The organism is Allorhodopirellula solitaria (genome assembly GCF_007859855.1).
Lineage (GTDB): Bacteria > Planctomycetota > Planctomycetia > Pirellulales > Pirellulaceae > Rhodopirellula > Rhodopirellula solitaria.
In genome coordinates this window covers 89,065-115,142 of the sequence record NZ_SJPK01000015.1, presented here as the reverse complement: position 1 = coordinate 115,142, position 26,078 = coordinate 89,065, and the positions used below count along the sequence as shown (strand labels likewise).

18 protein-coding genes and 1 pseudogene are annotated in these 26,078 nt (G+C 57.5%); 10 read left to right on the top strand and 9 right to left on the bottom strand.

Annotated elements, in window-relative coordinates; genetic code table 11:
• The first annotated feature begins 8 nt into the window (after positions 1-8).
• The 3 genes from CA85_RS20845 to CA85_RS20835 all read left to right on the top strand — a co-directional run bounded on the left by CA85_RS20845 (position 9) and on the right by CA85_RS20835 (position 3,233).
• A complete protein-coding gene (locus CA85_RS20845; RefSeq protein WP_246113032.1) occupies positions 9-1,127 on the top strand; it encodes an ISAs1 family transposase in 1,119 nt (372 codons plus the stop codon).
• 215 nt (positions 1,128-1,342) lie between these two features.
• Positions 1,343-1,996: a hypothetical protein gene (locus tag CA85_RS20840; protein ID WP_186775096.1), complete on the top strand. Its 654-nt coding sequence runs from the start codon at positions 1,343-1,345 to the stop codon at positions 1,994-1,996.
• Between the two features lie 109 nt (positions 1,997-2,105).
• Positions 2,106-3,233, top strand: a complete 1,128-nt coding sequence (locus tag CA85_RS20835) for a glycosyltransferase family 4 protein (RefSeq protein ID WP_246113030.1) — start codon at positions 2,106-2,108, stop codon at positions 3,231-3,233.
• A 276-nt stretch (positions 3,234-3,509) separates the two neighbouring features.
• On the opposite strand, the gene CA85_RS20830 is transcribed toward CA85_RS20835, so the two are convergent.
• Positions 3,510-4,163 carry a hypothetical protein gene (locus CA85_RS20830; RefSeq protein WP_146393288.1) on the bottom strand — a complete coding sequence of 218 codons (654 nt, stop codon included), beginning with the start codon at positions 4,161-4,163 and terminating at the stop codon, positions 3,510-3,512.
• 96 nt (positions 4,164-4,259) lie between these two features.
• Here CA85_RS20830 and CA85_RS20825 point away from each other — a divergent pair, with 96 nt between their 5' ends.
• The 3 genes from CA85_RS20825 (at position 4,260) to CA85_RS20815 (ending at position 6,606) form a co-directional block, all read left to right on the top strand.
• Complete coding sequence (locus CA85_RS20825) at positions 4,260-4,994, top strand: hypothetical protein (protein WP_146393287.1); 735 nt, start codon at positions 4,260-4,262, stop codon at positions 4,992-4,994.
• A gap of 318 nt (positions 4,995-5,312) precedes the next feature.
• Positions 5,313-5,651 carry a hypothetical protein gene (locus CA85_RS20820; protein ID WP_146393286.1) on the top strand — a complete coding sequence of 113 codons (339 nt, stop codon included), beginning with the start codon at positions 5,313-5,315 and terminating at the stop codon, positions 5,649-5,651.
• A 64-nt stretch (positions 5,652-5,715) separates the two neighbouring features.
• Positions 5,716-6,606 carry a PEP-CTERM sorting domain-containing protein gene (locus CA85_RS20815; protein ID WP_146393285.1) on the top strand — a complete coding sequence of 297 codons (891 nt, stop codon included), beginning with the start codon at positions 5,716-5,718 and terminating at the stop codon, positions 6,604-6,606.
• A 141-nt stretch (positions 6,607-6,747) separates the two neighbouring features.
• Here CA85_RS20815 and CA85_RS20810 read toward each other — a convergent pair whose 3' ends face one another.
• From CA85_RS20810 to CA85_RS20795, 5 genes and pseudogenes are all read right to left on the bottom strand, one after another.
• The gene (locus tag CA85_RS20810; protein ID WP_146393284.1) at positions 6,748-8,328 is read right to left on the bottom strand and encodes an ISKra4 family transposase; all 1,581 of its coding nucleotides are present in this window, start codon (positions 8,326-8,328) and stop codon (positions 6,748-6,750) included.
• A 127-nt stretch (positions 8,329-8,455) separates the two neighbouring features.
• A complete protein-coding gene (locus CA85_RS20805) occupies positions 8,456-9,316 on the bottom strand; it encodes a class I SAM-dependent methyltransferase (RefSeq protein ID WP_146393283.1) in 861 nt (286 codons plus the stop codon).
• Entirely contained in the window at positions 9,313-10,452 is a 1,140-nt protein-coding gene (locus CA85_RS20800; protein ID WP_246113029.1) for an FAD-binding oxidoreductase, read from the bottom strand. The genes CA85_RS20805 and CA85_RS20800 overlap by 4 nt, the downstream gene beginning before the upstream one ends.
• 15 nt (positions 10,453-10,467) lie before the next feature.
• Positions 10,468-10,935, bottom strand: a pseudogene (locus CA85_RS26190) (FAD-binding protein); the annotation flags it as partial.
• A 350-nt stretch (positions 10,936-11,285) separates the two neighbouring features.
• Entirely contained in the window at positions 11,286-12,161 is an 876-nt protein-coding gene (locus CA85_RS20795; protein ID WP_146393281.1) for an N-acyl amino acid synthase FeeM domain-containing protein, read from the bottom strand.
• 1,439 nt (positions 12,162-13,600) lie between these two features.
• On the opposite strand from CA85_RS20795, the gene CA85_RS20790 reads away from it, so the two are divergent.
• The 3 genes from CA85_RS20790 (at position 13,601) to gltX (ending at position 17,902) form a co-directional block, all read left to right on the top strand.
• On the top strand, positions 13,601-14,932 hold the full coding sequence (locus CA85_RS20790) for a nucleotide sugar dehydrogenase (RefSeq protein ID WP_146393280.1): 1,332 nt from the start codon (positions 13,601-13,603) through the stop codon (positions 14,930-14,932).
• Positions 14,933-15,136: 204 nt separating this feature from the next.
• On the top strand, positions 15,137-15,706 hold the full coding sequence (locus CA85_RS20785) for a hypothetical protein (protein ID WP_246113028.1): 570 nt from the start codon (positions 15,137-15,139) through the stop codon (positions 15,704-15,706).
• A 651-nt stretch (positions 15,707-16,357) separates the two neighbouring features.
• A complete protein-coding gene (gene gltX, locus CA85_RS20780) occupies positions 16,358-17,902 on the top strand; it encodes a glutamate--tRNA ligase (RefSeq protein WP_146393301.1) in 1,545 nt (514 codons plus the stop codon).
• A 689-nt stretch (positions 17,903-18,591) separates the two neighbouring features.
• Here gltX and CA85_RS20775 read toward each other — a convergent pair.
• Both CA85_RS20775 and CA85_RS20770 read right to left on the bottom strand, forming a co-directional pair.
• Positions 18,592-19,461, bottom strand: a complete 870-nt coding sequence (locus CA85_RS20775; RefSeq protein WP_146393279.1) for a hypothetical protein — start codon at positions 19,459-19,461, stop codon at positions 18,592-18,594.
• Positions 19,462-19,594: 133 nt separating this feature from the next.
• Entirely contained in the window at positions 19,595-21,379 is a 1,785-nt protein-coding gene (locus CA85_RS20770) for an NADPH-dependent assimilatory sulfite reductase hemoprotein subunit (protein ID WP_146393278.1), read from the bottom strand.
• Between the two features lie 235 nt (positions 21,380-21,614).
• Between CA85_RS20770 and metH the strand changes: the two genes are divergently transcribed.
• Positions 21,615-25,301: a methionine synthase gene (metH, locus tag CA85_RS20765; RefSeq protein WP_146393277.1), complete on the top strand. Its 3,687-nt coding sequence runs from the start codon at positions 21,615-21,617 to the stop codon at positions 25,299-25,301.
• A 50-nt stretch (positions 25,302-25,351) separates the two neighbouring features.
• Here the strand turns inward: metH and CA85_RS20760 are convergent, their stop codons facing one another.
• Complete coding sequence (locus CA85_RS20760; RefSeq protein WP_246113027.1) at positions 25,352-25,828, bottom strand: hypothetical protein; 477 nt, start codon at positions 25,826-25,828, stop codon at positions 25,352-25,354.
• Between the last annotated feature and the right edge of the window lie 250 nt (positions 25,829-26,078).

Here is a 26,078-nt window from a genome sequence, read left to right as displayed (position 1 = left end):
TCGATTCGATACTCACTTGTTTTGACGAACTCAACGACCCTCGTTCCCACGTTAATCGACTCCATATCTTCGGCGATCTACTCGTCATTTGTATCATGGCGGTCATTGCAGGAGCCGATGGACCGCAAGCAATCGGCATCTGGGCGGACACGAATCAAGCATGGCTGAAAAAGCATCTCAAACTCCCCAACGGTATTCCGTCTCACGATACCTTGGGACGCTTGCTTGCAGCCCTCAAGCCACTCGCATTTCAGAACTGTTTCCAGGCATGGATTCAAAAGGTTGCACCGTTGGAGGAAGATGCCGCTATGAATCAGATCGCGATTGACGGGAAGGCTCTCCGACGCAGCCATGATCGGTCAAAAGGACTGGGGCCTTTGTGGTTGGTAAGCGCCTGGGCAGTAGATCGCTCGATCAGCCTTGGACAACTCGCCACCGAAGAGAAATCTAACGAAATCACTGCGATTCCTGAACTTCTGGACAATATTGAAATCAAGGGTGCGGTGGTCACGATCGACGCTGCAGGGTGTCAGCGAGAGATTGCTAGGAAGATCATTGATGGCGAAGGTGACTTTGTTCTTGCGCTTAAGGGCAACCAAGGAAAGCTGCATGACTCCGTACGGGACTATATCACCGAGCATATGGAAAATGACTTCGCGGACATCAAGGTACGCCGCTACGCTGAGACTCTCAAAGGACACGGTCGTGTGGATGAAATCACCTACTACCATATGCGGGCCCCGAAGGAACTTGCGAACTTCGACAGATGGCCAGGACTACGCACGATCGGTGTCGCTATCCGGCAAAGTGAGAGTGGCTCAAAGTCCTCAACCGAGGTTCGATTCTTCATCGCTTCGATTGTACCGGGAGTAAAGAAGTTTGCTCGCTACGTACGCGGTCACTGGGCGATCGAGAACACGCTTCATTGGTGCCTCGATGTGACATTCCGCGAGGATGAAAATCGAGTCCGCGAGCGAAACACTGCGAACAATATGGCGTGGCTGAAACGCTTTGGTCTGAGCATGCTGAAGCAGCAAGACGACAAGTACAGCGTTGCGATGAGGCGACGAGTCGCTGGTTGGAACCTGGACTATCTCGCTAAAGTACTGGGAATTCCCGTGCTATAGTGTGCGTTTGCCGTGGCAGGAATACATGCCTTGGAAAGTCCGCCACGTTGGAACGGTCTGGGCAATCTGTAGCATGCCACCAAATTCCGAGAAGAACCATTCCGCAAAAAACCGAAATACTAGGCCGTAACGGATCGGCTTTCACCGCAACACGAATTAAAGATATTGGAAATGATGGATTTTGACCACTATATACCCTTGAACAGCGAGCGGATATGAATATTTTTATTCTTAGCACTGGCCGGTGCGGGTCGACGACATTCGAGCGTGCATGCAGTCATATTAGCAACTACACTGCTTCTCATGAGTCGCGTGTGAGCAAGCTTGGTGAAGAACGGCTAAACTACAAAGACAACCACATCGAATCGGACAACCGTCTGGCGTGGTTTCTCGGTCGTCTTGATAAAACATATGGTGACGACGCGTTTTACGTTCATCTGAAGCGAGATGCAGAAGCCACGGCCAGTAGCTACGCGAAGCGGTTAGGGTCTGAGAATATTATCCCGGCCTACGCGAGAGGAATCTATATGTCTTTGCCCGCCGACATTGAGGCGTGGTCACTTGAAATATCACGTGACTACGTTAATACCGTCACGGAGAATATTGAGTTCTTTCTCAGGAATAAGCACAGTGCGATGACCATTGACCTGGATGAAGTCAGGTCGGGTTTCGCTGTCTTTTGGGAGAGGATTGATGCTGAGGGCGACCGAGACCTGGCGTTGGCAGAGTTTGACGAACTTTACAATGCGAACGACTGCAGTTCACGTCCTAGCGAACGTCCAGACAGCATTTTTACATTAAGCCGGAAAGCGGTCTCGAAACTCGGCAGGGCGGCTCGTAAGATTCCAGGCGTAATTAAAACCGCGTGAGAGCATATTCGTACAGCTTTGCACTCCAGTTCGTCAAATGGAGCCGTGTTTTCCACGGGCGTCAACGAGTTCACTGAAAAGATCAATCTCTGACTTAGTATTGTCTACAATGCCCGAAAGCCCACTTGTCATGCATGCCCGTGTCGTCAGCGGCACCGGTGGCGGTCCGGAAAAGACGATTCTGAATTCGCCTCGGTTTCTGAATCCACTGGGGTATCGTTCGGTGTGCGTGTATTTGCGGGATCCAGCCGATTCAGAATTCGCGGCGATCGAAGATCGCGCCGCCGCCAGTGCTGCCCCACTGATCGCTGTCGACGACTTTGGATTTTCAGACTGGCGGATTTTGGGGCGTTTGCGAGAGATCGTTCAAGAGCATCAGCCCGCGATCTGGCATGGGCATGACTATAAGTCGAACCTGCTGGGATTGATGTTACGTCGCGATCATCCCATGCGGCTGGTGACGACTGTCCACGGCTGGGTGCAGAAGACCTGGAAGACTCCGCTCTACTATTACATCGATCGACAGTGTCTGCCCCGGTATGACGAGGTGATCTGTGTTTCCCAGGATCTCTACGACGATTGCATTCGGTTGAAGGTGCCGAACGAGAACTTGTCGTTGATCGATAATGCAATCGCCCTCGATGACTACGAGCTGGATATGACTCGCGACGACGCGAAACGCGAGCTGGGCGTCCCCCCTGACCAACAACTCGTCGTCGCTGTTGGGCGTTTATCGCAGGAAAAGGGCTTTGATATCTTGGTCCGGGCGGTTGCCAACCTGATCGATGGCGGCGTCGACGTCGGCTTGGTGATCGCTGGGGGAGGGGCAGAGCAGGGACCGCTTGAACGACTTATTGCCAGCACCGGGCATGGCGACCGAATTCGATTGCTCGGTTTTGTGCAAGATCCACGGACTCTCTACCGCGCCGCGGATTTGTACGTGCTGAGCAGTCGCCGCGAAGGGTTGCCCAACGTGGTGCTCGAAGCGATGGCGATGGGCGTGCCCGTGGTCGCAACCGAGATCGCAGGGATGCCCAAGCTGATTCAGCATGACGTCAATGGCCGCCTCGTCGCACCAGACGACCTCCCGGCCTTGCAGGGTGCCATTGCCGAATTGCTCGGCGATGCCGAGCTACGTGACCGGCTAAGCGAGGCGGGCCGGACCACTGTCGAGGATCGTTTCTCCTTTTCGCAGCGAATGCAGAAAGTCGTCGGTGTCTATGCTGCGACAACGTAGGCAGTGTTGCGATTGGAGTGGGCACTGGCCCGTGCGACAGAGTTTACCGATGTGGCCAGCACGTCTTCGGCAAAGAGTTCAAACCCTCAACCGAGATCAGAGTCGGTGACGTTCGGAACTAATCCTGCAACAAATGTCGCTCGGCTCTCCGAGCCGATAGCGTAGGTCCCCTGAACGATTTAACACGCAAACCCGGGCGACAATCTTCGCACCGCTTCTGACTAGCGTCGCGAATCCCAGATATGGGCCTGACCCCCGCCGCTTTAGAAGCGTGATTCACTGTTTCTGAATGCGGCGTCGCACCGTACCGGTTGCGGCAACAAAGGCAATGAATCCATAAATCGCGAGCGACGTGGGCTCAGGCACGGTGACAACGTTCCCCTCTAACTGAAAAAAATTATCGCCTCCTGCATCCGCGATTCCAATTTCCAAGTCGTAGTTTGAGTCAATTCCGACGGCAACATAACCATCGCCCCAGTTGCCGATCGCTTGAACAAGATCAAAATCGACCCCAGTCATGTAGAACCAATAGTTGCCGGTAGGCAAGTAAGTGGGTGAGATTGACGCGTGCTTTCTCGTCAGCTCGTCATTGTTCAAAGTGGAGAGTCTGTCGACCGCGTCAATGGTCGTCCTTGACTGCACGACGGGAGCGACGCCTGGTCCTACCGTTGGCAGGACAACAAATTGCACGGTATCGCCAACTTCACCCGCCCAATATGCCGAGAAGATCGAACCGCCTGTAAGCACACCTCCTTCCCACGAAAAGTACTCGCCAAGATACTGACCGCCTTCGCCAAAACGATTCTCATAGTACCCAATTGTCTTAGCACCAGTAGCATCCGGACTCCGATCGACCATGATTCCCGCATACACGCGGCTCGTGGCACCAGTCAAGGCTAAGATGGCTAGCGTGAACTGGATGATTTTCATTGTTGGTGCGCATCTTTGCTCTGTTTGGGATTCCAGAGCGAAAAAAGTGAAAGAGATTTTGACTGACGTCCGCTCACATAATAGATCAGTATAGTTGTGTCGAGACAGGTTTGGCAAGACACGTACAAAGTGACGCGAGCGTCTCCGATTCGTTCGCGAGTCGCCTCGGCAACCGACGCCGTATTCCTTGTTCTCGGCTCGATCGCGGGGGCTTTGTTTGCCGTGGCAGTCTCTGGGGGGCGTCTTCAATCCTTCGTGCCGCGTTGGCAGCAAACATGTCGGTCGCCCGGCTTTTGGTTCGCCTTGGTATGCTTGCAGGCTACCGTAATCTGCTCGTTGGCGTGGCTGCCGATGGAGTTCAACACCGATCCGGAATTCTTGCGCGAGCGATGGCACAGCTTTACGGACTCACCGCTGCGGGATCCCGCTGGAAGCGACACGTACAACGTACTGACGCTGTTCCGCTCGTGGATGTTGGGTGCGGTCCTCGGCGGACTGGCGGCGATGTTTCTGAAGTGTCTGCCGCGTGAGGAGCACGCGGCGCGTGGCGCAATATACCATCCGTCCGACATCCTCGTCATCGGCGTACTGGAACTGTTTGTCGTCGCCGTTGAGTTAGGGCAGTTGCTCGAGCCCTCGCGGACATGCAGCATGCTGAGCGCCCTGGTGCAGCAGGCTGGGGTGGTCGTTGGCTACCTTATCGTGCAGAACATCTCGGTTGCCCCAAGTGTCCAGCGAGTCCCGAGGATGTGTCACCGCAGAGAGCGTCCGTCGCGACGAGGACCGCGTGGGTCGAAGAGGGTGGGCAATGACAGGGGTGGCGTAAGATAAGCGGACTCGGGTGTCAGCTGCGGGGTTTGGGACGGTGCGGTTGGCGTACTTTATGTCTGCACCGCCTGCTGCGGCTCAACTGGGGGACTCACCGACGCCGAAACAAAAGATGGGGGTGCGAGACGCGACCCCAAAGACCAACTTCGTCCGTTGACATTCCCAGTGGCTCGGACGTAATATGCTCCCTGAGTCGGCGACATTAGCGGCGGCGGATTGCCCACAAATGGGGGCGAGGCCTGCACGCGCGCCGCGAGAATAATCGACCGTTTCTCAGTAAGCAGCTTGACACCCCTCACATGGATGTTTATAAATAGCCACATGTACGCCCGCTTTCTCATGATCGTGATCCTGATGTGTTTCGGAGCAAACTTTGCTTCGGCGGGCATCATGGTGCGTGCTGAGCAAGTCCCAGAGGCGGTCGTGTCGATGAGTATGCCCGTGGACGACGACGCACCGGCCTTACCGGCTGCGTTCCAGCAAGGCGATCTTTCACTGGACCTGACGGTGACTTCCAGTCACACGAGTGGTTCGAGCGTTGCGATGAGCGTGGACGCTTTCGCGGCCTCCGTTGACGTGCCGATGGCCGAATTCGTCCGGGTGTGGAGTTCCACGCTGCCGACGTGTCCCTTTTTGGAAGCCAAATTGAAACCTGCGTAGTTGAGGATCTTGATCAATCGACCAAGTTTTTCAATGACAGTTTTTCAATTTAGGAAATTTCAATATGTTACGTAAATTTTTGTGCGTTGCTGCGCTGGCAGTTTTCGCGGTTCCTGCTCAAGCTGGTCTTCTCGGGTCAGTTCTGACTTTCAATGGTTTGGAAGACCTGATCTCAACGACCAGTCCTGCGGGCTTGGCGGCTTATGTTGACTTAGGTGCCACTGGTTATTCAGACGGAGATATAATCTACGGGTTCGTCGTGGCTGGAGTTGGGCTGAATGACTCGGCGACCGGACAGGATTTCATGGGCGGTCATGCGGTCGCGATGTTTTCTGCACAACTTATGCAGGGGAGTGGAGGGTACAATCTAGTTGCTCCTGATGCTGTTTCCGGGTATCGGCTTGGGGACTTAATAGATCCTGTGTTTGCCGCAGAGATTGCAGGTGTCGCCGACGATGTCGTGGCAGTGATGTTGTCTGGCGGTAGTGGGAGTTTGCTCTCGTCCTACGCGAGTGCTGACAATTCTTCGGGTGATGGTTTAAAGCATTTCGGTTCATCAGATTATGACTTGGAAATCGCAGCTGGTTTGCAAGATATGGGTCAAGGCGCTGGTCCTGGCTTCTTTCAGTTTGAAGGAGGCAGTAGCGGAGGTTCAATTGGATTGCAACGTGGTGGGTTTAATGTGCTGAGCGGAGTCGGTGACCTCGGTTCACTGACATTTAAGAATGTCGCGAGTAATTCGCTTTTCTCGCCGCCAGCGACTACCGAAGCAAACATCGCGCTGGATACCACGTTTGTCAAGCTTGCTGGTACCACACCGTCCAATAACGGCTGGACATACCAGACGACGAGCGATGGTATTAGATTAAATGCCGTGCCTGAACCTGCCACAATCCTCGCCTTCACCGGGCTCGGCTTGATTGGTCTGTGTTCTCGGCGACGCCGTCGCTCGTAGGTCGGGAGTCCTATGTGACGGCTCGAGTAGTTTCCCGATGGTTGCACATGGTACATCGTTAGAACGTTGTTATTATAGCTAATAGCAGCGTTCCTTGGTGCAGAGGGTGAACTTAAACGGGTGTGACCGGCGTTCCGCCGGTCAACACCCGAGTGCTGGTGGTCTGTGGGGTGCGATAAGAGATCGGTTGGTGTGTGTGCGGTCCATGATCCTTGCTTTGCGTTCGTCATGGAATTGGTTCCAGTAATCGCTTTGATATGCGGCTCGAACATGCAGCATGCTTCGAGCACCCTCAAGAGACCAACGCATCCCACTGCGCTCCATTCGATCTTTCACTAAGTGCCGACACGCGCCTTCAATCACGCCAGAGCAAATGGGGTAGCCCATTGCGAGGTACTCATCGTACTTCATTCTCGCTGCGTGCTTTTCAAGATACCCCGTGATTCGTGCGCAATCCTCTGCGTATTCTCCGGTGAGCTTGTGGAGCGAACCCATGCGACGCAAGCCCCGGATGACGCCCTTGACGTCGCCAGCAAGTAACCGTGCCAGACGATCGTAGGTAAAAGCCTCTTTCATCTCACTGCTCTGGTGAAACAACGCTGCGGCTGCCCAAACGTAAACCGCTACGTGCAAAAAATCGAGTATCTCGACGGTTTGTTCATCACAAAAGTGCATCGCTGAGGTGTCCCACGATGCCTCCTGCCCATCCATCAAGACAATCAATTTCTGATCTTTGGCTCGACGTGATTGCACTTCGCTGTTGAGCCAGCCCAAACCCTGATGAATTCCGCTGATCTGAATCTCCTCATCGTCTTCCCCGTCGATCGCAACCGTTGGAAAGTGTGCCGTCGTGTGCTTGAACTTCGGTTCGGGACGAGCCGTTGAATCTGTCGATGCATCGAGCTCAGTGGGCTGTTCTCGAAAGAGTGCGGCCAGCAGATCTTCGGCCGTGCGATGATAGGGATCGACACTGTAAAGACTCGTGACAGTTGCCATACGTCGATTGCCAGGACGTTTCTTGGCGGTTTGAAAGGCTTTCACTTTTGCAGCATCCTTTTTTAGCAACGGGACGCCTTTGCAGTCCGCCGTCGCGACGAGGAACTCCGCTTCTTTCTGTGGGTCGGGTTGAGGAAGCTGGTCCAAGAACTCGCCAGCGTCGACGCCCATGCTGAGATTGACCTGCTCCATCGTGTCGACCGAGAACTTGCCACCGAGAACCAGTTCCAAATGGTCGGCTGCTTGATTGAAGGCCGCCTCGGCACAGAATGCCTGTGAAATCTCTTGAAGCAAGAAAGACCAGCGAGTGGGCGGTAGCTGCATCCGAGCACTCACTGGTCGCAGTTGAATTGCTTTGTTCGTTCCAAGGGCGTAGGTGAACTCGTCGAAGGTGTGCATCCCAAAGATGGACCGAATGTGGGTGGTGGAGGTGTGCTCGCTGCGTTTCAAAACTCGGCCACTGTCAGTGGCGACTTCGTCACCCAGATCCCCGTTTCCCTGCATTGAAATGAAGAACTGCATTGCCTGGCAACCGATCTTCCTGAGCGTCTCTTGAACGGATCGCTCGGTCTGATCGAATGACTGTCCTTGCTTGGCAGCCTCACGAACCCCAGCACGCAGTTGATCGCCAAGTTGCTGCAGTTGCTCGGCAAGCTGCTCAGGTGATTGCGGAGTATTTGTCGTGGAAGTGGGGTTGCCATTTGTATTTGACTGCTCGACGCTCATCTTAGCGGCCTCCTGCCTATGTGATTCGGATGTTCAGAACCCAGATCATGGCAGGTTGGCCGCTTTTCCGTTACCCAGATTGCCAATCGCTTAAAAAGTGACCGGCGGAACGCCGGTCACACCCATCTTAAACCAGGCGGCTGAACAGCCGCCACTGTGACTGTAGCGTTTGGGGAACTGGTGGTTGATCGATCCTCCATGGAGCGTCGCCACGCACTTGTCGCGGGGATCCGTCAGTTGGGTAGCTAGCGAGGAACTGAACGGTCGGAATTATTCGTTGAACAATTTGCTCCCAAGTTCGATCAGATCGGTTTGGCATCACATGCGACAATTCGGACGGGAGCCATGCCGCTTGCATTGAATTGCAGAAATCCTGCTGAAACTCGTGTAAACCTTTATCGGTGTAATCTCGGCCAATTGCATCGGTGTACCAGTTGGTAACTTGAGCATTCTTCATACGCACCAAGTCCGTTAGCAACGTGACGCCATCTTTGGAGCACAGCCGGCCCATTTCTGTTAGTAATCGACCAACGATTTCTAGGTTGGGCAAGTGGTGGGCAGCGTCGTTGCAGCTAACCAGAGCAAACGACGCATCGTCAAATGGCACACTTGTCGCATCCGCGTGAATAAAGCGAACGCGATCGGCAAGCCCCCATTCCTCTGCGTTTGTATTTGCCGCTTCTATCATGGTCCCTGACAAGTCCAATCCAATGACTTCGTCAAAATCAAAATACTTGGCAAGTTGAAGCGTGAAGTGACCCGGACCGCAGCACAAATCAAGGGCTCGGCCTCCCTTCGTACGACGCATCTGGTGGATCTTCAGTAGTGCACCAGCATACACAATCGAGAGTTTGCTCTGGAGTGCCTGGTTGTACTGTGCGACGCCGGTGGCCGAGTCCATGATCTGCGGTTCAGGGGTGCGAGCCAAGGTCTGCGGCATGAGCAGTTGGCCGAGTGCAACCCTTAACAACGGTAATGATTCAATCATCGCGTTTGTCCTCCGTCGATGCTGAGTGGGTGATATCGCTCTGGGGAGATGAGTTGGTGAGGGTCGAAATGGCGGCTCAGACGGTTGATGATATCGAAATGGCCGGGATCTGCATCAGCCAGAACGGCAGCGGCGGATTGATTGTTCAGTCGGTACGGTAGGCAGCCCATCTCGCGACCTCCTGCTGTCAAAGCTTCATAGCATGCGTGAGCGCGATCGGATGCACCCGGTTGCTCGGGGCGAAAGAGAATGGGGACGGTCGAGTCGAAGAGCCGTGGTGAGAGGCTCGTCAGGGTAATTAGCGGTTCGATGCCGTGGGCGGTGCAGACATGTCGGGCCATGGTGACAAAGCGGGTGGCGATGTCACGCTTCATCGGCACGAGCGGGCTGTACCAAATCAAACCGCAGCCGTCTCGTGCTGGATTGAGTTCCGCCTCGGTGTCGACTCTCTGACCGCGTAGCCAATAGGCCAATGCGAGCGCAACTCGGCGGGGGATTCCGTCGGCAAGATCTAGCAGCGCATCAATGGAATCGAGCTGCCGTGTGATTCCAGTCGCGGGAATCGGAGTCCAGCGGAGAGCCTTGCGAGCGACTCCGTGCCGGCGTCGATTGAAATGAATGGGCCGTCCGATTGAGGCTGGGAGCGACTGACGCAGGTGCTGTCGGATCACGCGGCGCATCGATCGGGGGCAGTGAATTACACCCGCTGCTGTCCATTGGCTGATCCCTGCTTCCTTCGCCATGGATCGACACAACTTGTCACTGATGATTTCACCTTCTGCAACCTGATCACGCGGATAGGGGCGGGACATCGACAGCATGCGGCGGTCATTCATCAGATTGACTCCCGTGATGATCCCGGGCAAGCCATTGAGGATGCCACGCAGCGAATCGACCAGCTCGCCAAATTCTGCTTCGTTGCGGATCCGCAGGAAGAAGGCTTCGGTATGTTCGGCGCGGCGGCGTAGAGCGAATGTGGCGCTGGTCACAATGCCCAAATTTCCTTGGCTAAACAAGCCTTCGGCGTACGGTCCGACACCCCAGCGATGACAGGCACCGATCAAGGGGGCGCCCATTACCTGGAATGCGGAGCGGTAGAGGGTGCCATCGGCAAGAACGGCTTGGAGCGAAGTCAATGCTTCAAAATGATCCGTGGTTGGCGTTAAGCCATAGCCCCTCTCAAGCGCATTGCCAAGAATAGAGCAATCTGGGCCTCCTCCATGGACTGGCGTCAACCACTCGCTTCCCTGAGAGCAGAGAAACTGATGCAGCATGCCTTGAGTAACGCCTGGTTCAAGATCGACTACGCCGAGTTCCCGATCAACGAACTCGATTGATTGCAGTTCAGAAAGGTCGAGTACCACAGCGCCGTCGATCGCTGGGCTGCTCGCACCATAGCCCCAATTTCGACCTGTGCTGATCGGAAAGAGTGGCGTACGAAAACGTTCTGCTATCCGAACCAGATCGGGAATTTTTTGAGCGTTCGGGGGCCTGAGCAGAACAGACGCTCGGTTGACTGAACCAATGGCGTTTTGCCCATGCGACTGCAATCTCTCTGAATCCGTGATGACGCGCTCACTACCGATCAGGTTCCGCCAACGCTCGATTGCCCGCGGCATTTCAGGAAACGACTCTGCGTCGCTGGTGGGAGAGGCTACTGTCCGTTTGCGACGGTGGTCCACTCCGCCCTCGCCTGATGCGTCTGTCATCGCTACGATTCTCAATACTACTGAATTGCCGTGCTGGCATACTATCAGTGCATTGTACCCTCAGAATGAGGGGGCGTGAATGATTTAGGTGCGGGATTTGCCAAGAGTTGCTTTGCCGTGCTCTGCAACCTCCAGGAGCGAGTGGGGGGCGCGTCACTTCTCAGCACTGCTATTCGCAACAACCAGTCCCCCTCCGGTCAGGCTGTCAAATAACGCCGCATGAATCGCCTCGTAAGGGCAGCCTCGCTCCGGCTTGGCGCCTACGCAACCTCGGATCTGGTGATGCTTCCTGTGTCCAGAAGTGCTTGTTCAGTCATCGCTTGGCATTCCCGGAACTCGTTCACGGCCATCGGGCGGGCTTGCAGGTCAGTCTCGCCGAAACTACCTGAGAAGTAGTAATCTCTCCAGCGTTTTCGGTATTTGGATTCGTCATTGACGCTCCCCAGGACGGCGACACCCGGGTTCCCGGCGACGTGATGGCACTGGACTTCTTCGCCGATGAGCTGAAACCCCATCGCGTTGCAATAAAACTTGGCATGCCGAGGGTGCACGGTTGCTGCCAAGAAGTCCATTCTTTGGACTCTGGCAAAGAACGTCAGTAGCCGCGTCAGCTGGCCAAAAATCTCTGCGGGCTTGGGGTGCACTGGATCGACGGCCAGCGATGTGATTTCGCCGACGCGGCCCATCTTGCGAGCGGCCTTGATCTCGTCGCGATAGTGCTGCGCGATCGGCAAATTGTACCGGCCATCGCAAATCAGCGTGACGGTTCCGACAATGCGATCACCCAGGGCAGCGATAAAAACCTGCGATTGTCGCCAGCCGTGGAAGGGCATCATGCGAATACGCCGCTCGTCCACACAGTTGGAGGCTGGCTCAGCAAGCCCAGCCGATTCATAGCGCTCTTGCAGCAACCCGAATGCACCGAGCAAATCAGAGCGTGATTGTACAGCGCGATAGCAAATTTGATCCTGCCGCAATTCGACGGGTGCGGCCGAGAGGCAAGTTAAATCCGCTCTCAACCTTCCTGGCTCGTCAGCGATAGTGGCGTAGCGGACGCCCTGGGCCGAGACCCTGTTTCGAGGTTCCCATTGATTGCGAGGTGGATTGACATCAGTCCCAAGGTGAAGGGATCGCATTGGCAACGTTCCGAAAAGAAGAGAAGGGGCTATTACCAGGTCGCATGCAGACTACCGCTGGCCTCACCCAATCCCCCTGGCTTGTATGGAAAAATAAGAAGTAGCAGGGAGTTGGGTGGGAAAACCGATAAGACCGAACCAACCATGAAAGATGGAAGAACTGTAACTGCCAGTAATCGTGGTGTCTACCAGCTGTTGTCGAAACTCTCTGTATCGACAAGTTACGGGAGACATCGCTCCGTTAGTGAGCAGGCGATACTCTCCCGGATTGACGCTGCGCTTTCAAGGGCAGAGACGAGGCGGTTTATGACCTACTGATGGGCAGTGTAGCCAGACGGCTCCGCCCGTCTGAGCTGGCTTGGGGGCAGGACTTCGTTCGTCTGGGTTGGTGGGTGGGTGCGCTTGATGCTCGCGACGGTCGGAGCCGTCGGTCGACTATGTAGCCAGACGACTCCGTTCGTCTGAGCTGGGAGGGAAGGTGCGCTTGATGCTCGCGACGGTCGGAGCCGTCGGTCGACTTTGTAGCCAGACGACTCCGTTCGTCTGAGCTGGGGGTGGAGGGGGTGCTTGTTGCTTGCGACGGTCGGAGCCGTCGGTCGACTATGTAGCCAGACGGCTCCGTTCGTCTGAGCTGGGAGGGAAGGTGCGCTCGATGCTCGCGACGGGCGGAGCCGTCGGTCGACTTTGTAGCCAGACGACTCCGTTCGTCTGAGCTTGATTGGGAGCAGGATTCCGAACTCTGGGCTGGTGGGGAGGGTGCGCTTGTTGCTCGCGACGGGCGGAGTTGTGGGGTGACTTTGTAACCAGACGGCTCCGCCCGTCTGAGCTGGTGGGGAGGGTGCGCTTGTTGCTCGCGACGGGCGGAGTTGTGGGGTGACTTTGTAACCAGACGACTCCGTTCGTCTGAGCTGGTGGGGAGGGTGCGCTTGTTGCTCGCGACGGGCGGAGTTGTGGGGTGACTTTGTAACCAGACGACTCCGTTCGTCTGAGCTGGTGGGGAGGGTGCGCTTGGTGCTCGCGACGGGCGGAGTGGTGGGTGACTATGTAGCCAGACGGCTCCGCCCGTCTGAGCTGGTGGGGAGGGTGCGCTTGTTGCTCGCGACGGGCGGAGTTGTGGGGTGACTTTGTAACCAGACGACTCCGTTCGTCTGAGCTGAGGGTGGAGGGTGCGCTTGATGCTCGCGACGGTCGGAGCCGTCGGTCGACTATGTAGCCAGACGGCTCCGTTCGTCTGGGCTGGTGGGGAGAGTGCGCTTGTTGCTCGCGACGGTCGGAGCCGTCGGTCGACTTTGTAGCCAGACGGCTCCGCCCGTCTGAGCTGGTTTGGGGGCAGGACTCCGTTCGTCTGGGCTGGTGGGGGGAATGGGGGTGGTGGTCTCGTGTGGGGGCTTGTGCGATAGTTGGAACCGCACTGTTCATTCCTTCTGGTTGATATCGAAATGACCGAAATTTCTGCTGATTCACTCTGCCAATCCATCGATGAACGCACGGCCCGCGTGGGTATCATTGGGCTGGGCTACGTTGGGCTGCCGCTGATCGATGCCTTCATGGCGAAAGGGTTTGCCTGCATTGGCTTTGATGTCGACCAGAGCAAGGTGGATGCTCTGCAGGCTAAGCGGAGCTATATCAAACACATCAGCGATGCCAAGATCGCGGCCTGGTTCGATCAAGGTCGCTTCGGTGCGACTTCCGATATGTCGCGGTTGGCGGAGGCCGATGCGTTGTTGATCTGCGTGCCGACGCCGCTCGATGATGCTCGCGATCCGGATTTGACATATGTCGTGAGTACGTGCGAACAGATTTCGCAGCACCTACGGCCAGGGCAGTTGATCGTGCTCGAGAGCACGACCTACCCGACGACGACTCGCGACGTGATGGTGCCGATTTTGGAGAAGTCGGGAATGAAGGCGGGAGTCGACGTCTTTGTCGCCTACAGTCCGGAGCGTGAAGATCCGGGGAACCCACAGTTCTCGGCAGCTGGGATTCCTAAAGTGGTTGGGGCGATCAACGAGGACAGTCTGTCCGTCGCCACGACGCTTTACAACGCGGCCGTCGCGGGCACGGTGCCGGTCGGCAGCTGTGAAGTTGCCGAGGCAGCCAAGGTGCTTGAGAATATCTATCGGGCGGTCAATATCGCGTTGGTCAACGAGCTGAAGGTGCTCTTTGATTCGATGGACATCGACGTTTGGGATGTCATTAACGCAGCCAAGACGAAACCGTTCGGGTTTCATGCGTTCTACCCCGGCCCCGGATTGGGCGGGCACTGCATCCCGATCGATCCGTTCTACCTGTCGTGGTTGGCGCGAAAACAGGGGCTCAACGCACGATTCATCGAACTGGCCGGTGAAGTCAATCGCTCGATGCCGGCGTATGTGGTTTCGCGGACGGGCGAGTTTCTCAATGATGTCAGCAAGCCGGTCCGTGGCAGCAAGATTTGCATGCTCGGCGTGGCTTACAAGAAGGATGTGGACGACCCGCGCGAGAGTCCGTCGTTCGAATTGATGGAGTTGCTGCTCAAACAGGGTGCTGAGCTGACCTATAGCGACCCGCACGTGGCCGTGCTCCCCTCGATGCGGCATTTTGACTTGCCCACGATGACGAGCCAAGAATTGACCCCGGAGTTTTTGGCGCAACAAGACGCCGTGTTGATCGCGACGGACCATTCGGACTTCGATTACGACGCGATCGTCGAGCATGCCCCGTTGGTGATCGATACACGCAATGCGACCGCCAGCGTGAGCCAGAATCGGGACAAGATTCGGAAAGCATAGTAGCCAGACGGCTCCGCCCGTCTGAGCTGGAGGGAAGGTGCGCTTGGTGCTCGCGACGGTCGGAGCCGTCGGTCGACTATGTAGCCAGACGGCTCCGGCCGTCTGAGCTGGCTTGGGGGCAGGACTCCGTTCGTCTGAGCTGAAACCGCGCCTCAATGCTCGCAACTCGCATTCTCGCGGCGTACAATGATCAGCAGAGGTGCCATGATGATCGGCGAACTGTTTGATCCAAACGCGGAGTTCTCCATTCGCGAAACTTGCAAGCCGCATTGGTCTCAGGCGGGCGCCGTCGTCTTCATCACTTTCCGCACTGCGGACTCGATTCCGAAAGAGGTGATCCATCGCTGGCACCGCGAAAAGTGCGACTGGCTGGTGCGGCGAGGATACATGCGTCCGGAACAAGACGATTGGAAACAGGTCGTCGAAGAAATCCCATCCGAGGAAGCCCACCAATTCCGCCGCCAATTTCTGAAAGCACGCGAGAGCTGCTTGGATGACTGCCATGGTCGGTGTGTGCTCCGCGATCCGCAGTGCTCTGGGGCTGTCGCGGACTCTTTGCTGAAGTTCGATGGTGATCGCTACTCGATGGGCGACTTTGTGGTCATGCCCAACCATGTGCACTTCTTGGCAGCTTTCGCGACTGAGCAGACGATGGGCCGGCAATGCACGTCTTGGATGCACTATACCGCCCACATTATCAATGGTTTCTTGGACCAGTCCTGTCGATTTTGGCAACCTGACCCCTTCGACCATCTCGTCCGCAGCCCTGAGTAGTACGACTACCTGCGCCGGTATATCCGTGAGAATCCTACGAAAGCCAAACTGCGCGAAGGGGAGTATCGGTACTACAGATGCTCGGATTGAGCATCGTAACCAGACGGGCTGGGGGGGAAGGTGCGCATGTTGCTCGCGACGGTCGGAGTTGTGGGGTGACTTTGTAGCCAGACGGCTCCGCCCGTCTGAGCTGGTGGTGGAGGGAGCGCTTGTTGCTCGCGACGGGCGGAGCCGTCGGTCGACTATATAGCCAGACGACTCCGTTCGTCTGGGCTGGGTGGGGAGGGTGCGCTTGATGCTCGCGACGGTCGGAGCCGTCGGTCGACTATGTAGCCAGACGACTCCGTTCGTCTGAGCTTGTGGGGAGGGTGCGCTTGATGCTCGCGACGGGCGGAGTTGTGGGGTGACTATGTAGCCAGACGGCTCTGCCCGTCTGAGCTTGTGGGGAAGTTGCGCTTGATGCTCGCGACGGGCGGAGCCGTCGGTCGACTATGGCCACCACTAGCGGCAGGGCGGGAATCCGTGCATGTTAACGCTGCTGAGGCAGTACTCGATTGGGTCGCTCCTGCTCTGGAATGACGACCGTCGGCCTCTCTCTTTTCCTCCGCCATCCTCGTTTTTCGTTGACTCCCGTTTCCTCTGATGACTGCTATGATTCGCACGCGTTTTGCCCCCAGCCCCACCGGATACCTTCACATTGGTGGCGTTCGTACCGCTTTGTTCAACTGGTTGCTTGCCCGTCAGAGTGGTGGCCAGTTCATTCTGCGTATCGATGATACAGATGCGGGACGCAATGTCGAAGCGGCTTTGCAGCCGATCCTCGATGGTTTTCGTTGGCTCGGCATGGATTGGGATGAGGGGCCGGAGGTGGGTGGCCCGCACCAGCCTTACTTCCAGTCCGAGCGTGGTGATCGATATCGCGCCGCGACTGCCGCGCTGCTCGAAAGCGGACATGCGTACCGCGATTTTGCCAAGCCTGATGAGCTGCAGTCGCTCCGTGAGGAAGCGCGCCAGAGCGGTGGGGCGTTCGTCTATGACCGGCGTTGGATGGCGGCCGATGAAGCGGACGTGAAGCGGTTCGAGGCGGAGGGGCGTGAGGGAGTCGTGCGGCTGAAGATGCCCCGTGAAGGCCAGTGTGTGATCCACGATTTGGTGCGTGGTGAGGTCGTCGTCGAGTGGGCATCGGAGCAAGATCATGTGATCGCGCGTGCGGACGGCAGCCCGCTGTACCACCTCGCCAGTGTCGTTGATGACCATGATCTCGAGATCACGCACGTCGTTCGTGCGGCGGAGCATCTGCCTAATACGCCACGTCAAATCTTCATCGCCGAGTCGCTCGGATACGAACTCCCGCAGTACGCGCACTTGCCTTACGTCGCCGAGCCAGGCGGGACGGCGAAGCTGAGCAAACGTAAGCTGGACAAGTACCTGAAGAATCGCGATTTCGCGAACCTGATGGCACGCGGTCAGGCGATTGCCAAACGCTGTGGGCTGACGACCGACGTGGATACGTTCAATCCCGTACTCGTCGATTTCTACCGCGAAATCGGCTTCTTGCCCGACGCGTTGCTGAACTATCTGATGCTGTTGGGCTGGTCCCTCGACGGGGAGCACGAAAAGTTCACGCTGCAGGAGATGATCGATCTGTTCACGCTCGATCGCGTCACGAAGTCTCCGGCATCGTTCGATCCAGCCAAACTGACGTCGTTCCAGGCGGATGCGTTCGCGGCCCTTCCGGATCAGGAGCGAACTGAGCGAGTGTTGCCCTTCGCGGTTGCCGCTGGGTGGACCGAAGCAGGGGACGCTCAGTCGCAGCAGTTATTGGCTGACGTGGTCACGGCGGCGGGCGATCGGTTGAAGATGGCCGGCGATATCATCGATTTCGATTACTGCTTCGTCGACGATTATGAGGTCAATGCGAAGGCATTCGAAAAGCGAATCAACAAGCCGGCTGCCGCCCGTGAACTGCTCGGCAAGGTGCGAGATCGACTGGCGAGCTGCGATGATTTTTCCGCGGCGGGTGTCGAAGCGACAGTGAAGGGGTTTTGTGAGGACGAGTCGATTGGCCTCGGCGAGATCATTCATGCCCTCCGCGTCGCCACCACCGGTGCGGCTGGCGGCTTCGGCATGTTCGATACCCTGGCGATTGTCGGGAAAGAGCGTGCGGTCGCGCGGATCGACCGAACCTTGGGGTGAGCGTTCCCGCGAGGGTTCCCCAGGCGATGCCTGGGGCTGTCATAGGGCTGCCCCGTTGGGGCGAAGAATTGGTGCGCTTGCTGCTCGCGACGGGCGGAGTTGTGGGGTGACTATGTAGCCAGACGGCTCCGCCCGGCTGAGCTGGTGGGGAAGGTGCGCTTGTTGCTCGCGACGGGCGGAGCCGTCGGTCGACTTTGTAGCCAGACGACTCCGTTCGTCTGAGCTGGAGGGGAGGGTGCGCTTGTTGCTCGCGACGGGCGGAGCCGTCGGTCGACTTTGTAGCCAGACGACTCCGTTCGTCTGAGCTGGTGGGGAGGGTGCGCTTGTTGCTCGCGACGGGCGGAGTTGTGGGGTGACTATGTAGCCAGACGACTCCGTTCGTCTGAGCTGGTGGGGAGGGTGCGCTTGTTGCTCGCGACGGGCGGAGCCGTCGGTCGACTTTGTAGCCAGACGACTCCGTTCGTCTGAGCTGGGGGGGGAGGGTGCGCTTGGTGCTCGCGACGGGCGGAGTGGTGGGTGACTTTGTAGCCAGACGACTCTGTTCGTCTGAGCTGGTGGTGGAGGGTGCGCTTGATGCTCGCGACGGGCGGAGTGGTGGGTGACTTTGTAGCCAGACGGCTCTGACCGTCTGAGCTGGGGGGAGGGTGCGCTTGTTGCTCGCGACGGGCGGAGCCGTCGGTCGACTTTGTTTAACGTCGGCGGCGGGATTCCATGTAGTCGGCGAGCTCTTCGGCGGTGACGAAGTTGTCTTGGTTGACGTCTGCGTTGCGGACCGGGGCGAGCTTGTCGTCCCATTCGCTTTCGTCGAGACGATTGTCACCGTTTTTGTCAAAACGCTGGATCGTCGCGAGCGCGAACTTCATCGAGTCGCTGTTGTTGCGGACGAGCAGGTCTGCGTCGGTGCCTGCTTGGGGCAAGTCCATCTGGTTGATCGCGTCGACCGCGGCGTACTGCAGTCGCACGTCACTGCCTTTGGCGGCTTGGATCAGCAGCGGCAACAATTCTTCAGAATCGGTTTCCAGCAGGTTGGCTGCGGACACGAGGATCCAGTGCGGGCGTTCTTCGGCCAGACGCACCTTGAGTTCGTCGAGCAACGCGGGTTGGTACTGCTGGACCAGCGACGCCAACGCGACGATGCGCGCGGGCGTGTAGCGTTTGTTGGTCAGGTCGATCTCGTTACCGCGGCTAGCGGTCAGGAATCCCAGTGCATCCCGGCTGGCTTCGAGTTGGTCGAGCAATAGGTCGACGCGTTCTTGCGGTGGGATCGTGCAGTAGGGCATCAACGCCTGGACTGCGGCCATGTCACGGTCGGTCACCAGGCTGTCTTGCTTCTCGAGATTCAACGTATCACGGATGAACGCGTCGAACTTTCGATCGTGAAAACGTTGCTTTTCAACAACCCGCAAAGAAAGCTCGTGCAGCGGCGAGTCCACATCGACGGCAGCGCTGCACACGATCTGGTGGAACGCGTCCAAACCTTCGCTGGCGTCTTGCGCAGACGCGGTGGAGTGCACAAAAGCGGCAAGTGAGAACGCAAGCGGAAGTAAGAAAAGACGCATGGGGATCCCGACCGTTGAGTAGAAAAGGAGCGTGAATCTTATGGAGAGTGCCCCGCTTGGGGGCGCCCGCAAGGTCCACGGCGCGAGCCACGCCGTCCAGTGCGTGGTCGCTTGGTATGGGAGGGTTGTGGGGCTATTCGGCAACCGCTTCGGCGATCTGCCCCAATGCTTCGACGCCGACGCGATGGCAGAAGTTGCCAAAACTCTCACCGGGCTCACGATTTTCTTTGAAATGGATGAACGTCGGCCGGAGGGTCGCGAGGAGTTCGGTCCTGGGGACTTGGTCCTTGTAAATCTCAGCCATTTGATTGCCGAGCAAGTTTCCGCCGAGGAACACCGTGTACCGGCCTTCGCCGGTCTTGCCGATCACGCTCCGACCCACCAAGCCGATGTCGGCGTTGTACGGCCGAGCGCAACCGTTCGGGCAACCTGTCATGCGGATGGTGAACTGTTCGTCGGCGAGCCCCAGACTTTCCAGTTCGGCTTCGATCTCGTCGATCACGCCGGGCAGTGCTCGCTCACTCTCGGTCACCGCGAGCCCGCAGGTCGGTAGGGCCGGGCAGGCGAACGCGAACCGGCGTGCGTTGCTGATCTGTTCGATTCGGACCACACCGTGCTTGGCCAGAATCGTTTCGATTTGACCGCGTTGGTCGGGTTCGATGTCGCAGAGGATGATGTTCTGTTGCATGGTCAGCCGCGCGTTGCTGATGTGACCGCTGAAGAGTTCGCGGAAGCAAGCTTTGAGTTGCAGCGGCCCCTCGTCTTTGACGCGACCATTTTCGATCGGCAGTCCTAGGAACCACTTGCCGTCGCCTTGTTCGTGCCAGCCCATGTGGTCATTGTGCCCACTGACGTCCGCTGCGTGCGGTTCGGGGAGCGGCCGCGGGACGGTGCCCTCGGCAATGCCACAGATCGCTTCGGCTTGCGGCAGGTACTCCTCGACCTTTTGGCGGAAGGCGGGGACGCCAAGATTGTTAATCAGGTACTTCATTCTCGCTTGGCTGCGGTCGGCGCGGTTGCCGAAGTCGCGTTGCACGAGAATGATTGCCGTGATGATGGGCAGCAGGTGCTCGGTTTCGACGAAGGTCAAACGTTTTGCCAGCGCGGGGAAGCACTGCTTCTTGCTCGGCGTCGTGCCCATCCCGCCACCGGCGAGAATATTGAAACCGATCAGATTGTCGCCCTCGGTCACACCGAGCAAGCCGAGGTCGTTGTCGTAGATGTCGATGCAGTTGTCATCGCAGAGCGCCAGGGCGATCTTGAACTTTCGTGGCAGATAGGTTTTGCCGTAGATCGGATCTGGTTCGGCTTCTTCGGGTGGCCCGACGACTTGTTCTTTCTCGCCGGTGTCCGGGTCTTTGACCCAAATCTCGTGATAGGCCTTGGTCGTCGGTTGGACGTGGACCGCAATTTTGTCAGCCAGGTCCTGGAGTTGATCACGGAGTCCGTTGTGCCGCAGTGGGGCGGGGCAGCAGCAGACGTTTCGCGTCACATCGCCGCAGGCCGACTTGGTCGAGAGCTTGATCTCATTGATGCGGTGGATGACGTCCCACAGGTTGCCTTTGACAACGCCGTGCAGCTGGATGCTTTGGCGGGTGGTGATCCGCATCGTGCCGTTGCCGAGTTCGTCGGCGATATCCAATTCGCCGAGGATTTGGGCAGCGGTGATTTTACCACCGGGGATGCGGTTGCGGACCATGAAGGAGTAGGCCTTGCCCAATCCTTCTTTGCGGCGTGATTTGCGGAGATCCCGGTCGTCTTGCTGGTACGTGCCGTGAAATTTCAGAAGTTTGGTAGTGCCGTCGGCAACTTGGTCGGTCGCGGGATCGGCGAGTTCCTCCACAATCGAACCGCGCAGCCCGATGCTCTGTTCCTTGAGCACCTCGATCTTGGACTTTTTGGGTTCTACTTCGCTCATCGACCAATTTCCTTCGTCTGAATACGACGCGGGTTAACGAATATCTTCAAAACAGCTATACAGGGGTGATGGTTTCTAGGTTTAACTGGATTCCCTGTCAAGATCGCACGGTGTGGCAAGATGTTCTCATTGCGACAATGATTCGTGCGAAATGCTTGCGGCCGCGCAGGCAGGCAGCGTTTGTGGCTGCCTCTCCCTCCGGTTTCCTCCCCACATCTTCCAACGCTCGAACAACATGCCCCACGAAGCCTCTGATTCCATCCTGCCTGACCTGATCCGCGAGCGAATCCTGTTGCTCGATGGCGCCATGGGGACGATGATCCAGCGTTTTGGGCTGAGCGAAGCGGATGTTCGAGGCGAGCGTTTTGCCGACCACCACAAGGACCTCAAGAATTTCTCCGATATTCTTTGTCTGACCCACCCGGAGAAGATCACCGACATTCACCGCGAGTACTACGAAGCGGGCAGCGATATTGTTGAGACGAATTCGTTTGGTGCCTCGCCCGTCGGGATGGTGGAGTTCGATCTGCCCTTGGATTTGGTTGACGAGATCAATCACGCGGCCGTGCGTTGCGCTCGGATCGCGGCCGACGAGTGGACTGAGCGAACGCCGGACAAACCCCGTTTCGTCGCTGGATCGATCGGCCCGACGACGAAACAACTCGCGATCAGTACCGAGGACGACCCGGCTCACCGCGGTGCGACGTTCGAACAGATGGTCGATAGTTACCGCGCCCAAGTCGATTCGTTGGTCGCAGCGGGCGTCGATATTCTATTGCCTGAAACGGCCATCGATACACTGAATCTGAAGGCCTGTCTGTTCGCGATTTCGGATTTCTATCAGGCCGGCGGCCGCCGCGTGCCGGTCATGGCCAGCGGAACGTTTGGTGATGGTGGCCGAACGTTCGTCAGTGCCCAGAGTGTCGAAGCGTTCTGGACGGCGATCAATCACTTCCCGCTGTTGTCGGTGGGAATGAACTGCGCCCTCGGCCCGGACGTGATGCGGTCACATATCGAAGAATTGTCGCACGCAGCTGAAATCCCGGTTTCCTGTCACCCCAACGCGGGGTTGCCCAACGAAATGGGCGAGTTTGATCTGGGGCCACGAGCGATGGCTGACAAGGTCGGCGAGTACGCGGACAATGGCTGGGTAAACATTCTCGGCGGTTGCTGCGGCACCACCCCAGACCACATCCGTGCGATGTCCGAGCGGATCGCGGGGCGCAAGCCGAAGCAGGATACCGTCGGTCCCGTCTACACGCGGTTGTCCGGCCAGATGCCGATGGTGATGCGGCCGGAGATTCCCTTCACGATGGTTGGCGAACGTACCAACGTGATGGGCAGCAAGAAGTTCGCGCGGTTGATCCGTGACGAGAAGTACGAAGAGGCGGTCGAGATCGCACGCGAGCAGGTCGAGAATGGGGCGACGATCATCGACGTCAACTTCGACGAGGGCATGCTCGACGGCGTCGAAGCGATGACGCGGTTCCTGCGTCTGATCGCTGGAGATCACGTGGCCGCCTCGGTTCCCGTGATGATCGACAGCAGCAAATGGGAAGTGCTCGAAGCCGGACTGCGGAACGTCCAGGGCAAAGCGATTGTCAACTCGATTTCGCTCAAAGACGGCGAAGCCGAGTTTCTGCGGCGGGCCCGTTTGATCCGGCAATACGGCGCCGCGGCGGTGGTGATGGCGTTCGATGAAGAAGGTCAAGCGGCGGACGAGGACAGCAAGGTGCGGATCTGCAAACGCGCCTACGACCTGCTCACCCAAGAGCTGGATTTCCCGACGGAAGACATCATCTTTGACCCCAACATCCTGACCATCGCGACTGGGATGGAGGAGCACAACAACTACGCGGTCGATTTCATCAACGCCGTTCGGCGAATCAAAGTCGAGTGTCCCGGCGCGAAGACGAGCGGCGGTGTCAGCAATATCAGCTTCAGCTTCCGCGGGAACGATCCCGTCCGCGAAGCCATCCACAGCGCGTTTTTGTATCACGCCGTGGCGGCTGGATTGGACATGGGAATTGTCAACGCCGGGCAATTGGAGGTCTACGAGGAAGTCCCCAAAGATCTGCTCGAACGCGTCGAAGACGTGCTGCTGAATCGGCGGGCCGACGCGACCGAACGGATGCTCGAGTTTGCCGAGACGGTCAAGAGCGGCGGTAAGAAGAAGTCCGGCGAGGATCTCGCTTGGCGAGAGCAACCGGTCGCGGAGCGGATGAAACACGCCCTCGTCAAAGGTATCGACAAATACATCACCGAGGACACCGAGGAGGCTCGCCAGTTCTTCGATCGCTGTATTCAGGTGATCGAGGGCCCGTTGATGGACGGGATGAAAGTCGTCGGCGATCTTTTCGGCCAGGGCAAAATGTTTCTGCCGCAGGTGGTTAAGTCAGCCCGTGTGATGAAGAAAGCCGTCGCCTACCTCGAGCCCTACATGGAAGAAGAGAAACGCTTGGCGGGGACGCAGGACCAAGCCGCTCGCGGTAAGTTCTTGATCGCGACCGTCAAAGGAGACGTGCACGATATCGGCAAGAACATCGTCGGCGTCGTCCTGCAGTGCAATAATTACGAGGTCATCGATTTGGGGGTGATGGTTTCGTCCGAGAAGATTCTCGAGGAGGCCGTCAAGCAAGGTGTCGACATGATCGGGTTGAGCGGTTTGATCACACCCTCGCTCGACGAAATGACCCACGTGGCTAGGGAGATGAAGCGGACTGGGTTCGAGATGCCGCTGTTGGTTGGTGGCGCCACGACCAGTGCCAAGCATACCGCCGTGAAGATCGCCCCCGCCTACGATGGGCCGGTGATCCACGTGCTCGACGCAAGTCGCAGTGTCAACGTCGTCGAGCGGTTGCTCAGCAAGGAGCATCGCGACGGATTCATCGCCGAGAATGTCGAGACGCAGAAAAAGTTAGTGGCGAGTTTCCAGGGTCGCAAGCAAACGCTGATCCCGTACGCGGAGGCTCTTGAAAAGCACTTCGAGACCGACTGGTCCACGGTGCCGATCAGCAAGCCTTCCTTCACCGGCACGCGCGTCCTGAAAAGCATACCGCTGGCCGAGATCCGGCCCTACATTGATTGGTCGCCATTCTTCAGTACCTGGGAATTGAAGGGCAAGTATCCCAAGATCCTCGAAGACAAAGTCGTCGGGGAGCAAGCCAAGGAACTTTACCGAGACGCTAACGATTTGCTCGACGAGATCATCGCTGGCGATTTGCTGACCGCCAATGCCGTGTACGGGTTCTGGCCAGCTGCGAGCACGGGTGAAGACGTGATCTTGTACACCGATGACACGCGGAGCGAGGAGCTCACGCGAATGCATTTCTTGCGCCAGCAATGGGAACGCAAAGGTCAGAAAGACTATCGCTCGCTCGCCGACTATATCGCGCCGCTGGATAGCGGCCGTGAAGATTACCTCGGTGGGTTCGCGGTCACGACCGGTATCGGCGCGATGGAGTTGGCGATGAAATACAAGGAGGAGCTCGACGACTACAAAGCGATCATGGTGCAAGCCGTCGCCGATCGGCTCGCCGAAGCACTGGCCGAAAAACTCCACGAGCAGGCCCGCGGCGATTGGGGGTTTGGCCAAACCGAAGGGTTGTCCAAGGACGAATTGATCGGTGAAAAGTATCGCGGCATCCGCCCCGCTGCTGGCTATCCTGCCTGCCCTGATCACACGGAGAAGCGAACTCTGTTTGATCTGCTCGATGCCGAGAAGCAGACCGGGATCGAGCTGACGAGTAGTTTCGCGATGACGCCGGGGGCCGCGGTCAGCGGGCTGTACTTCGGCCATCCTGAATCACGCTACTTCACCGTCGAGCGGATGACGAAGGACCAAATCGAATCCTACGCCGAGCGGAAGGGCTGGCCTCTCGAGAAGGTTGAACGCTGGCTCGCCCCGAATCTGGGGTACTGAGCAGGAGGCGTTTCCGGTGGGGTTCGCGGCGTTCAAACGACCGGCCGTTGCTACGGTCGGTCTTGGTTCAGGAATTCGTTGACGGTAGCGACCCGTTCTTCTGGTTCGGGGGTCATGGGCGCGAGAAGGGTGCTAAAGAATCCCGGCTTCTTCTCGTCGGTAGACTGGTTGGAGTCCCCTGCAAAGAGGTTCATTGGGTTCAAACGGGCTGGATTGAACGTGTCTTTTGTGCGTTGCCAAGATTCCGACGCGGTTGTTTTGATATCACCGACAAGGGTGTTCTTGCGTTCGACAATGCGCTCTTGATCGTCGTTGCGGACGAGGAAATCGGGCAGGCGAAACGAGGGCATGCTCCAGTTCGCTGGGTTGAGCTTGGCCGCCGCCGAGGTCGGAGCTGTTTCGTCAGGCTCTTGAGCTGGAAGCGATCCCATGTTGGCGAGGGTTAGTCCAGCGAGCATCGCCACCGAAGTGAGGATGCGAGACGAGAACATCCATTGCGCGGTAGCGCCCCATGTTCGGTAGGACATATTCGTTCGGTAGGACATGTTCAATGAAACCTCCAAAGTCGGTTTTTACAGATTTTTGGGTCGAGATGGGACTCTGTCGCCAGAGCCAGGGTGACGGTGTGAGACGGGTGCGAGGATGTTGTTGGGTATTTTCGCCGCACCTGTTTCCGTATTCAAAAGCGTCAACGGAATTTCGGTATCGCTAGAGCGGCCCCCCCGCCGCAAGAGTAATCTGCGAATTTTCTCTGAACATTCTGCCGTTGGGGGTGGT

Excerpts from the sequence above, each read along its gene's own strand:
- CA85_RS20815 (WP_146393285.1), top strand. The coding sequence starts at position 5,716 with ATGTTACGTAAATTTTTGTGCGTTGCTGCGCTGGCAGTTTTCGCGGTT.
- CA85_RS20810 (WP_146393284.1), bottom strand. The coding sequence starts at position 8,328 with ATGAGCGTCGAGCAGTCAAATACAAATGGCAACCCCACTTCCACGACA.
- CA85_RS20835 (WP_246113030.1), top strand. The coding sequence starts at position 2,106 with ATGCCCGAAAGCCCACTTGTCATGCATGCCCGTGTCGTCAGCGGCACC.
- CA85_RS20795 (WP_146393281.1), bottom strand. The coding sequence starts at position 12,161 with ATGCGATCCCTTCACCTTGGGACTGATGTCAATCCACCTCGCAATCAA.
- CA85_RS20760 (WP_246113027.1), bottom strand. The coding sequence starts at position 25,828 with ATGTCCTACCGAACATGGGGCGCTACCGCGCAATGGATGTTCTCGTCT.
- CA85_RS20770 (WP_146393278.1), bottom strand. The coding sequence starts at position 21,379 with ATGAGCGAAGTAGAACCCAAAAAGTCCAAGATCGAGGTGCTCAAGGAA.
- CA85_RS20830 (WP_146393288.1), bottom strand. The coding sequence starts at position 4,163 with ATGAAAATCATCCAGTTCACGCTAGCCATCTTAGCCTTGACTGGTGCC.
- metH (WP_146393277.1), top strand. The coding sequence starts at position 21,615 with ATGCCCCACGAAGCCTCTGATTCCATCCTGCCTGACCTGATCCGCGAG.
- gltX (WP_146393301.1), top strand. The coding sequence starts at position 16,358 with ATGATTCGCACGCGTTTTGCCCCCAGCCCCACCGGATACCTTCACATT.
- CA85_RS20820 (WP_146393286.1), top strand. The coding sequence starts at position 5,313 with ATGTACGCCCGCTTTCTCATGATCGTGATCCTGATGTGTTTCGGAGCA.
- CA85_RS20790 (WP_146393280.1), top strand. The coding sequence starts at position 13,601 with ATGACCGAAATTTCTGCTGATTCACTCTGCCAATCCATCGATGAACGC.
- CA85_RS20805 (WP_146393283.1), bottom strand. The coding sequence starts at position 9,316 with ATGATTGAATCATTACCGTTGTTAAGGGTTGCACTCGGCCAACTGCTC.
- CA85_RS20840 (WP_186775096.1), top strand. The coding sequence starts at position 1,343 with ATGAATATTTTTATTCTTAGCACTGGCCGGTGCGGGTCGACGACATTC.
- CA85_RS20785 (WP_246113028.1), top strand. The coding sequence starts at position 15,137 with ATGATGATCGGCGAACTGTTTGATCCAAACGCGGAGTTCTCCATTCGC.
- CA85_RS20775 (WP_146393279.1), bottom strand. The coding sequence starts at position 19,461 with ATGCGTCTTTTCTTACTTCCGCTTGCGTTCTCACTTGCCGCTTTTGTG.